The 9,171-nt window shown below is 43.3% G+C and carries 11 protein-coding genes; 8 read left to right on the plus strand and 3 right to left on the minus strand.

Features of this window, described 5'->3' with window-relative positions:
• Positions 1-105: 105 nt before the first annotated feature.
• From plsX to PN499_RS02900, 5 genes are all read left to right on the plus strand, one after another.
• On the plus strand, positions 106-1,140 hold the full coding sequence (plsX, locus tag PN499_RS02880; RefSeq protein WP_007356972.1) for a phosphate acyltransferase PlsX: 1,035 nt from the start codon (positions 106-108) through the stop codon (positions 1,138-1,140).
• A 149-nt stretch (positions 1,141-1,289) separates the two neighbouring features.
• Positions 1,290-2,288: a beta-ketoacyl-ACP synthase 3 gene (locus tag PN499_RS02885; protein ID WP_272030187.1), complete on the plus strand. Its 999-nt coding sequence runs from the start codon at positions 1,290-1,292 to the stop codon at positions 2,286-2,288.
• Between the two features lie 180 nt (positions 2,289-2,468).
• Positions 2,469-3,350, plus strand: coding sequence for an ACP S-malonyltransferase (fabD, locus tag PN499_RS02890; protein WP_272030188.1), 882 nt, complete (start codon positions 2,469-2,471; stop codon positions 3,348-3,350).
• 163 nt (positions 3,351-3,513) lie between these two features.
• Positions 3,514-4,224 (plus strand): PspA/IM30 family protein, encoded by a 711-nt coding sequence (locus PN499_RS02895; protein ID WP_272030189.1) that lies wholly within the window; start codon positions 3,514-3,516, stop codon positions 4,222-4,224.
• Positions 4,225-4,233: 9 nt separating this feature from the next.
• On the plus strand, positions 4,234-5,169 hold the full coding sequence (locus tag PN499_RS02900; protein WP_272030190.1) for an extracellular solute-binding protein: 936 nt from the start codon (positions 4,234-4,236) through the stop codon (positions 5,167-5,169).
• Positions 5,170-5,290: 121 nt separating this feature from the next.
• On the opposite strand, the gene PN499_RS02905 is transcribed toward PN499_RS02900, so the two are convergent.
• Complete coding sequence (locus PN499_RS02905) at positions 5,291-5,755, minus strand: hypothetical protein (RefSeq protein ID WP_272030191.1); 465 nt, start codon at positions 5,753-5,755, stop codon at positions 5,291-5,293.
• A 176-nt stretch (positions 5,756-5,931) separates the two neighbouring features.
• Positions 5,932-6,135: a hypothetical protein gene (locus PN499_RS02910; protein WP_272030192.1), complete on the minus strand. Its 204-nt coding sequence runs from the start codon at positions 6,133-6,135 to the stop codon at positions 5,932-5,934.
• Between the two features lie 139 nt (positions 6,136-6,274).
• Here PN499_RS02910 and PN499_RS02915 point away from each other — a divergent pair, with 139 nt between their 5' ends.
• The 3 genes from PN499_RS02915 (at position 6,275) to PN499_RS02925 (ending at position 7,946) form a co-directional block, all read left to right on the plus strand.
• On the plus strand, positions 6,275-6,913 hold the full coding sequence (locus PN499_RS02915) for a lysophospholipid acyltransferase family protein (RefSeq protein ID WP_272030193.1): 639 nt from the start codon (positions 6,275-6,277) through the stop codon (positions 6,911-6,913).
• A gap of 51 nt (positions 6,914-6,964) precedes the next feature.
• A complete protein-coding gene (locus PN499_RS02920; RefSeq protein ID WP_272030194.1) occupies positions 6,965-7,555 on the plus strand; it encodes a 2OG-Fe(II) oxygenase in 591 nt (196 codons plus the stop codon).
• Between the two features lie 97 nt (positions 7,556-7,652).
• Positions 7,653-7,946: a DUF2288 domain-containing protein gene (locus PN499_RS02925; RefSeq protein ID WP_272030195.1), complete on the plus strand. Its 294-nt coding sequence runs from the start codon at positions 7,653-7,655 to the stop codon at positions 7,944-7,946.
• 52 nt (positions 7,947-7,998) lie between these two features.
• Here the strand turns inward: PN499_RS02925 and PN499_RS02930 are convergent, their stop codons facing one another.
• Positions 7,999-8,595 carry a YdcF family protein gene (locus tag PN499_RS02930; RefSeq protein WP_007356962.1) on the minus strand — a complete coding sequence of 199 codons (597 nt, stop codon included), beginning with the start codon at positions 8,593-8,595 and terminating at the stop codon, positions 7,999-8,001.
• Positions 8,596-9,171 lie beyond the last annotated feature (576 nt).

Raw genomic sequence — 9,171 nt, forward strand, 5'->3', positions numbered from 1 at the left:
CCCCCATCTTCCCTTTAGAACCCATCCCAAATACAGAATTCCCAGTTATGACTTGTGTATCCAGACTTCCTGGTAGAATTTTTAAGGTTTCTCATACTTTGGTCAATGGGATCGAATCGCGCAAGGATTGCAATAGACGCTATGGGTGGGGATCACGCCCCCGCTGAAATTGTTGCGGGAGCGCTGAAGGCACAGGAAAAATTAGGGGTGGAAATTTTGCTCGTGGGCGACCCAGAGCAAATCGAAGCCTCGCTCAAGCAACATCATGCCTCACCTCACCCAGAAATCGTTCCCTCTGAGGGGACGGTAGAAATGCACGAAGAGCCTTTAAGCGCCTTAAAACGCAAACCCAAGGCTTCAATTAACGTGGCAATGGACTTAGTAAAACAGCAACGAGCCGACGCTGTGGTGTCAGCCGGTCACTCAGGAGCCGCGATGGCCGCAGCCCTGCTGCGGTTGGGCCGACTCCCTGGCATCGATCGCCCTGCGATCGGCGCTGTTTTGCCCACAATGGTATCCAGCAGACCGGTACTCATCCTCGATGTCGGTGCTAATGTAGACTGTCGCCCAAAGTATTTGGAGCAGTTTGCCGTCATGGGAACGATTTACAGCCAGTACGTACTCGGAGTAACCGAGCCTAAAGTTGGACTTCTCAACATTGGGGAAGAACCTTCTAAAGGAAACGACCAGGCGGTACGTACCCACCAGATGTTAGTTGATAATCCTCAGATTCCTTTTATTGGAAATGCTGAAGGTCGCGACGTACTTTCTGGTAACTTTGATGTGATCGTTTGCGATGGGTTTGTGGGTAATGTCTTATTGAAGTTTGCAGAGGCAGTAGGCGAAATTGTCTTGCAAATGTTTAAAGAGGAATTGTCCTCTGGGATCGAAAACAAAATTGCTGCCAAGATGTTGCAACCAAGTCTGAAGCGCTTTAAACAGCGGGTAGACCACGTTGAACATGGAGGTGGTTTGCTTTTGGGCGTGGCTGGAGTTTGCATTATCAGTCATGGCTCATCTCAAGCAAATTCCATCAGCAATGCCATTCGTCTGGCAAAAGAAGCGATTGATAACCAAGTGCTAGAGCGCATTCAGTCGCAATATCAGAAAAGCGGTCAGGAACAAGAAGCTAGAAGTTAGAGGAAGTTTGCAGGAATTAAAAATTGAAAAGGTAAAATCAAAAAGCTGTATTACTTATTATTAATAGTAGTTTCAGCTAATCAAAGCAACCTTTTTAATTTTTAATTTTTAATTTCTCCAACTGGTAGCTAATTATTGGGAGAGGAAAGTTGCAGCAATCAGGGATAGGTATTGCCTTGACAGGGAGCGGCTCTTGTACGCCGCAAGTTACCCTAGATAATTATGGGCTCAGTCAGATCGTGGAAACCTCTGACGAGTGGATTAGTTCGAGAACGGGGATTCGCCAAAGACGACTGGCGGATGCTGATACTTCTGTGTGCGCGATCGCAGTCGAGGCATCCAAACAGGCGATCGAAATGGCACAAATAGCACCAACAGACATCGACTTAATTATTTTAGCCACCTCAAGTGCTGACGATTTATTCGGCACTGCTAGCCAAATTCAAGTTCAGTTAGGCGCAACCAAAGCTGTAGCTTTTGATTTGACAGCCGCTTGTTCTGGCTTTGTTTTCGGGTTAGTAACCGCCGCGCAATTCATTCGCACTGGGGCCTATCAAAATGTCTTATTAATTGGCGCTGATATTCTCTCCCGCTGGGTAAATTGGTCAGATCGAGGCACTTGTGTTTTATTTGGCGATGGTGCGGGTGCAGTCATAATGCAAGCCAACGATCGCGATCGCCTTTTAGGATTTGAAATTCGCAGCGATGGCACCCAAAATGCCTGTCTCAACCTAGCTTACCGCCCCGAACCCAAAGAATTAGTTCCAGGCGTTACCATCGGTCAAGGCGCTTATCAACCCATCACCATGAACGGTCAAGAAGTCTATCGCTTTGCCGTCAAAAAAGTCCCGGAAGTTATTGAAAAAGCCCTCTTCCGCTCAAACATCAGTGTAGAGGAAATTGACTGGCTCCTGCTACACCAAGCCAATCAGCGAATTCTCGACGCAGTAGCCCAGAGGTTAAAAATCCCCCCACAAAAAGTAATCAGCAATCTCGCTAATTACGGCAACACCTCAGCAGCTTCAATTCCCTTAGCTTTAGATGAAGCCTTGCGACAAGGTAAAATTAAACCAGGCGACGCGATCGCCGCTGCTGGTTTTGGTGCAGGATTGACCTGGGGAGCCGTAATTTTTCAATGGGGGCGTTAAACGGCTAACAGTCAGTTATTACAAAAAGGGAGATCGGACTAATGAAAGAAAATTACATAAAAAGAAAACGGATTTAACAACTATAACGAATTTGACAAATTACCAGTTAACAGTTAACAGTTAACAGTTAACAATTACCAATTACCAATTACCAATTACCAATTACCAATTAGCAAAAAAATGACTAAAACAGCATGGGTATTTCCCGGTCAAGGTTCTCAGGCAGTTGGAATGGGTGTAGATTTATTAGAACTGCCAGGAGCAAAAGCCAAATTTAGCCTCGCAGAACAGATTTTAGGATGGTCTGTCCCCCAACTCTGCCAAGGTGATGAAGAGAAACTTTCTCGCACTCTTTATACTCAACCTTGCCTTTACGTTGTCGAAAGTATTTTAGCGGACTTAATGCGCCAAAAAGGTCATTACCCCGCTGTAGTTGCAGGTCACAGTCTAGGAGAATATACCGCTCTTTACGCCGCAGGTGTATTTGACTTTGAAACAGGATTGCGCCTAGTTAAACGTCGCTCCGAACTCATGGACAACGCCTCCGGCGGTCAAATGGTAGCCTTGATGGGATTTGACCGTCAACAACTTGAATTACAAATCCAATATAGCCAAGACGTAGTGTTAGCAAATGACAACAGCGACGGACAAGTAGTAATTTCTGGAAAACCTGCGGCCGTCGAGGGACTTTTAGCGAAAATCAAAGTAAAACGCGCCGTTAAATTAAACGTTTCAGGCGCATTTCACTCACCTCTGATGGCATCAGCAGCGGCAGAATTTCAACAAGTTTTAAAGTCTACAAGATTTTCAGATGCCAAAGTATTTGTACTCTCAAATGCTGAACCAGCACCAACTACAAATGCAGCTACTTTGAAGCAGCGTTTAACTCAACAGATGACCAAAGGTGTGCGGTGGCGCGAAATCTGTTTGCAATTACCCCAAGAGGGTGTTGAAAAAGTGATAGAAATCGGCCCCGGCAAAGTGCTGACAGGTTTAATTAAACGCAATTCTCCTGATTTAGAGTTGGAAAATGTCAGCACTGCCGCTCAAGTACCGAATTAATCTTTAGTTAACTATCCTTTAACCTTTTGTAGGGTGGGCGCTCATAATTATTCGTAATAATACTTACGGATTTAAATCAGAGCGCCCACCTTACCTTGCTGCATTGCTACCTTCCAAAATCCTGTAGTACACTGGGTGTAAAAATAAAATTCACCAAGCCCTTATGAAAAAAGTAATTTACTGGTTGATGGGCGAAAAGGCAGGCAGAGCAATAGTCGGCACTTGGAATTGGCTGTGGGGAATACCAGTTGAATCGGGCGGTCAGGTAGCAGTAGAGGTTGCCGAGCAATCTCTACGCTCAATGCAGGAATCAGTGCAAAAACTGGCAGCAGCAGTCGCTACTCAAGTCGCAGCTTACCAACGAGCCAAGCAGAAATATGAAGAAAAAATTAAGGAAATGCAAACTTTTGAGCGTCAAGCAATGACGGCTCAACGCAACGGTAACGAAGATGCGGCGCGTTTGGCAATGTCGAAGGTAATTCAAATCGAGCAAATTTTACCGCAGTTAGAAGAACAGGTAAAGCAGGCTGAAAATTACGTGAATGCTTCCAAAGACAAATTAAACCGCGAACGGCAAAAACTGGAAGCTTACAAAATGGATATGCAGAATATGAAAGATATGGCTGAAATTAACGCGGCCTTGGGACAAATTGCTAAGGTTAACAATGACCTTAGCATCGATTCTGCCCGCTCCCAATTCGAGCAAGCTAAAAGTGCTGTCCAACGTCGCAATCTTAAGGAAAATGCCTTCGCAGAACTATCAGAGAATCCCCAAGAAAAGCTCCAGGCAGACTTAGAAAAAATGACCGCAGACGATGAAGTTTCCCGCCGCCTGCAAATGTTGGATAGCAGTAAAAAACAACTTCCAGAATAAGGATAATTTATGGCGAAAAGTAGTGGCCCTCCTCCAATTGTTTTTATTCTCATCTTTCTAGCTCTTGCGGCTGCTGGTTATTGGTTCTTCTTAAGGCAGCCAGCAGTAGAGACGAATCCCAGTGCTAATATAACTGGAACTACTCCACCGCCACCGCCGCCACCCACTGCACCAATAGCAGGCGGGTCACAACCTGCTACTGCCTTTACCGTTCCTGCTTCTGTACCTGCGGGCACTGCGTTGAAGATTGATGGTTCTACTAGCATGGTGACAATTAATCAGAACCTCAAAAATGGTTTTCAGACCAAATTTACAGGGACTAATGTTATTACTAGCGCTGGTGGTTCTAATAAGGGAATTGCCGATTTAGCAGCAGGAAGCATCGATTTAGCAGCCTTATCCCGACCTTTGACCGCTCAAGAACAGAGTCAGGGTTTAGTTGCAGTCACAATTGCAGCGGATCAAATTGCTGTAGTTGTTCCTAAGAATAATCCTTTCACTGGTGGGTTAACTTCTGCCCAAGTTCAGGGAATTTTTACCGGAAAAATCAATAATTGGTCTAGCGTTGGAGGAGCAGCTATTCCCCTTCAGGTAGTTAATCGACCGCCTGTTAGTGGTACTCATCAATCCTTTAAGGAACTGGTGCTCAAAGGTAGTGAATTTGGCACTACTCCTAATATTAAGACTATGCCATCGGATACTACAACTTTGCTGTTGCGAGAGTTAGGAAATAATGGGATTGCTTATGCTACCTATGCTCAAGTTGCTAATCAGCAAACTGTTCGGGTTATACCTATTGATGGTGTAGCTCCTGGTACTGCTAATTATCCCTTTCAGCGACAGTTATTTTATGTTTACAAGAATCCTCCTAATCCAGCGGTTCGAGCGTTCTTAGGTTATGCGACTTCTCCTGAAGGTAGGCAGGCGATGTTGGCGGGAAATTGAGGTTTATGAGAAGTCAAAATTTCTGTAATTATGGCTTTGATTTGGAGATTTATGGAAAGTATCTGTAAATCTCTTTTCGATGCAGTATCCTAACAAAAAAGACAATACGATCATTTGAATACTAATAATGAGAAAACTTTGTCAGTGCTGCATAAATTGATGAGATAAATTTTTGCGTTTTTTCTACAGTAACTACAGATAATCCACCCACATAAGTGTGGCAGCTTCCTTTCTCATATTCTCCCACATCTACTAAAACTATAATACTAAACTCTCCGTCATTTTTTAAATCAACGTCTCCTTCCAAGGCTTGGAGTTGAAAACCCAGTCCATAGTCTACAAAAAATTCTGATTCGCTATCTGGGTTTTGTATTAAAGAAGCAATATGTGTTTCTAAGTAAGTTGCTAATCGTTCTAGATCTTTGAGATCAATATAAGAAGGAATAGACCTTATGGAAAAATCTTTAATATGAGGATTTAATTGAAACTCTAATAGCAAATCAACTACGCCTAATTCAAGGTTATTACTTTTTAGTTCAAATATAATACTGTATCCCTTGGTTTCAAAAACACATCTGTTAATCATCAGTTTAACCGTTGTATATAGAGAGATAAATTTCCCCCTCTATTCTCATGATTTTTCACAAGAAATAAATTTTATGGTCAAAGGTCAAATCAATTATTGGTTACTCAGGATAAAGAATATTAAGTATATCTTTTTCATATCTTTTTTCAAGCTTTTTCTAAACTCAATATTCATGGCTATCCCTTCAGAACCCTGAAAATTTCCTCACGGCTGACTGTTTCAGTATTCTCGCCTTCTTTGATAGCATTTTCTATGGCTATATCTTCTAGAGCTTCTGCTAAAAGATCAGAAAACACTTCTTTTTGTTCTTGCAGCACCTCAAAAATTGCTGCTTTGAACAGTTCCTTGAGTTTACCTTCATCTAGGGTAATTTCAGCCATAGTATTTGTCAGTAATTGATTGAGATAAATTATAGCAAAAATATTAGGCGATTGAAATCGCTGTTAGAAGAACAAAGTCCGCCCGCACGGACTAATGCAGTGTAGGCTAATATAAGCTGTTATTTAAAGATGGTGTTTGGTGAGTAAAAGCCGCGAACCGATTGAGAGTTTAATGCTCTACCACTTATTCAAGTGGTCAGTTGTCAGTCCCATGCTGCACGTTTATTTTCGGGGTCGCATCTATGGTGCTGAAAATGTACCACATCAGGGGCCACTGGTGGTAGTCAGCAATCATGCTAGTGACTTTGACCCGCCGATTCTCTCTTCTTGCATGAAGCGGCCTGTGGCTTTTATGGCGAAGGAGGAGTTATTTGAGATTCCAATTTTGAAAAAAGCTATTTTACTATATGGTGCTTATCCTGTCAAGAGGGGAATGGCAGATCGCAGTGCTATTCGCTCTGCTTTGAGCTATTTAGAGCAGGGATGGGCGACAGGAGTATTTTTGCAAGGAACTCGGACTGCTGATGGTAGGATTACGGAACCGAAGCTGGGGGCGGCTTTGATTGCGGCGAAGGCGAAGGCTCCGCTGTTGCCGGTATCTTTATGGGGTACGAGCGAAATTAGCCGTAAGGGTTCTCCTGTGCCGCGCTCTGTGCCGCTGACGGTGCGGATTGGTACGGTAATTGATGCGCCTGATTCTAGCGATCGCGAAGAATTAGAAGCTATTACCCAAAGATGTGCTACCGAGATCAATGCTATGCACGATTTAGGAAGGTGATATCTAGGTATGTTGTTGCGCTTTAGCGCTCAATGCGAAACGTAGACTTGTATGCCAATTCAAATCCCCATGCGGTTTGAAACTGAACCGTTACTCTGGTTAGTAGATGACGTTTATACAGAAAATGAATGCCGCAACTTTATAGACTTTATCGAGCAATCATCTCCCACTCTAGCTACTAATAATCCCCTCTATCGCGATCAAGATCGCTCGATTGAGGACAATCCCAAAATCGCTGAGGACTTATTTCTCCGTCTCTACCCTCATCTGCCACAGCAGATTAATATGCTTAAGTTAGTCGGTCTGAATGAACGTCTCAGAATGTATCGCTACCGTACAGGACAGCGATTTTATCCCCACATGGATCATTGGTATCGTCCAAGTCAGAATCGAATCTCTTTGCATACCGTTCTCGTGTATTTCAATGATGACTTTGAAGGCGGGGAAACACGATTCCAAGAGCAGATTGAACAAACGATAATTCCGAAACGTGGAATGGCCGCTATCTTTCAGCACAAAATACGTCATGAAGGCTGTCCCGTGCGCCGAGGAATAAAATATGCAATGCGTTCTGATGTCATTTATGAGGCAGATGAGCCTATTAGTGCGCCGTGTGATGGCGGGCGTTATACCAATTCTTAAAACTCTGACTAAAGATAGTAACTATTCAATTTCTCGGTGATACTATAATATGAGATTATATCTCTAGTTGCCCTTTAAAAAATTGGTATAAAGAATAATGGAAAATTTGAAAACACAGTTAGCAGAAAATTTGGATGTGGCTAATTGGGAGTGGCTGATGCCTCACGTTGAGCGCGATGTTTTGGTGATTGTTGTACCTGAATTAGATTTGCTGGAAGTTGGAGAAGCGATCGCTTCTGACAATGTAAATTTTGTGCAGCGTTGGATTAGCGAACAACAGATGACTAAACCATCACCGGAGCAGATAGCTGAATGGAATGAAAACCGGGCTAAAAAATTCAATGCTTTGATTATATCCCCTTATGTGTTAATTCAAGAACAAACCAATTAGCCATTAGCCATTAGCGATTAGCGATTAGCGATTAGCAATTACCAATTACCAATTACCGATTACCAATTTTTAATTGCCCAAGGCTAGCTCCTGTATAACCAGTAGTTAACCAAACAATAGCTCTAACACCATCTCTAACTACTTTTTCAATGGGTTCTGGGGCTCGTCCAGAGGGAACGGGGATCGCCTTAAAACTAATACCTCTACTACCTAAAACTATCTCCCCAATAATCCGAGCTCGCCTCATGTGGTCGTCAGAAGTAATCAAATAAACACTTTGAATCCCTTGAGCTTTTAACTCATCCACTAGGGTTGTAAAATTAGTCACCGTATCTACAGCTCGGTAATCTAGATGTAAACGCTCTGGATCGATCCCGGCCTCCGCAAATACCCATTCTGCATATTCTGGATTGCTCCCAGAAGATACCCAGATAGGCAATTGAGGATGTTCGCGGGCAAATTTGGCTGCAAACACCTCTCGCTCCGCAGCGCCCCCTAGTACAAATAAAGCCTGGGGTTGCTCCCAATAACTTTTGATTTGATTAAACCCAAACCAACACACAATCAAAAGCACCATCAGAAACCAACTTTTACTAGAAGTTTTAGAACTTCGATAACGTCGCCTGCTTAAACCAATATTCAACCGCATTATATGTACAAAAACTCTGGCTAGCTGACAGAGGAGCCTTGATATAACATCCGACAGGCATACCCTACCAACAGGAATCAAAAATTAAAAATGAAGGGTATTCATTTTTAATTTTTGATTTTTAATTCTTAATTATTTAACGGGACTGGCCGGATTTGAACCGGCGACCTAGCGCTTCAGATTTGTGTGAGTTTCCCCACTCTCTGGACTATTCCTTCACCGTAGACTTGTAGCCTTTAGGTGGTGGCCGTATGTTTAAGGAGATTTGTTTAAGCTCCTTAAAGCCAGTCTCTGCACCTTCTTTACCCGTTGTTGGGTAAAGCTTGGCTCAAGATTACCATATCTGCTGTCAGACTTAGGCTTCCTTGAGTTTGACCACATTCACTCCCGGAGTTTCCTCGCAGGGTGCCCGATTTTTCAGGAGGCGCTTGCTCTATCCATCTGAGCCACAGCCCCAAATACGAAATCGTTATGATGATAGCATTGCTAACTCGATATTTACGTATTTACGATCGCAATTTTTTCAGGATTGAGACAAAATTGGTCGTAGCGCCGCCCTCTGGGCGGTAATTCAAC

The organism is Kamptonema animale CS-326 (assembly GCF_028330895.1).
In the GTDB taxonomy this organism is placed as follows: Bacteria; Cyanobacteriota; Cyanobacteriia; order Cyanobacteriales; family Microcoleaceae; genus Kamptonema; species Kamptonema formosum.

What these genes read in the sequence shown, in the direction of transcription:
- plsX (WP_007356972.1), top strand. Translation starts at nt 106, where the DNA reads ATGGGATCGAATCGCGCAAGGATTGCAATAGACGCTATGGGTGGGGAT.
- fabD (WP_272030188.1), top strand. Translation starts at nt 2,469, where the DNA reads ATGACTAAAACAGCATGGGTATTTCCCGGTCAAGGTTCTCAGGCAGTT.
- PN499_RS02895 (WP_272030189.1), top strand. Translation starts at nt 3,514, where the DNA reads ATGAAAAAAGTAATTTACTGGTTGATGGGCGAAAAGGCAGGCAGAGCA.
- PN499_RS02900 (WP_272030190.1), top strand. Translation starts at nt 4,234, where the DNA reads ATGGCGAAAAGTAGTGGCCCTCCTCCAATTGTTTTTATTCTCATCTTT.
- PN499_RS02905 (WP_272030191.1), bottom strand. Translation starts at nt 5,755, where the DNA reads ATGATTAACAGATGTGTTTTTGAAACCAAGGGATACAGTATTATATTT.
- PN499_RS02910 (WP_272030192.1), bottom strand. Translation starts at nt 6,135, where the DNA reads ATGGCTGAAATTACCCTAGATGAAGGTAAACTCAAGGAACTGTTCAAA.
- PN499_RS02920 (WP_272030194.1), top strand. Translation starts at nt 6,965, where the DNA reads ATGCCAATTCAAATCCCCATGCGGTTTGAAACTGAACCGTTACTCTGG.
- PN499_RS02925 (WP_272030195.1), top strand. Translation starts at nt 7,653, where the DNA reads ATGGAAAATTTGAAAACACAGTTAGCAGAAAATTTGGATGTGGCTAAT.
- PN499_RS02930 (WP_007356962.1), bottom strand. Translation starts at nt 8,595, where the DNA reads ATGCGGTTGAATATTGGTTTAAGCAGGCGACGTTATCGAAGTTCTAAA.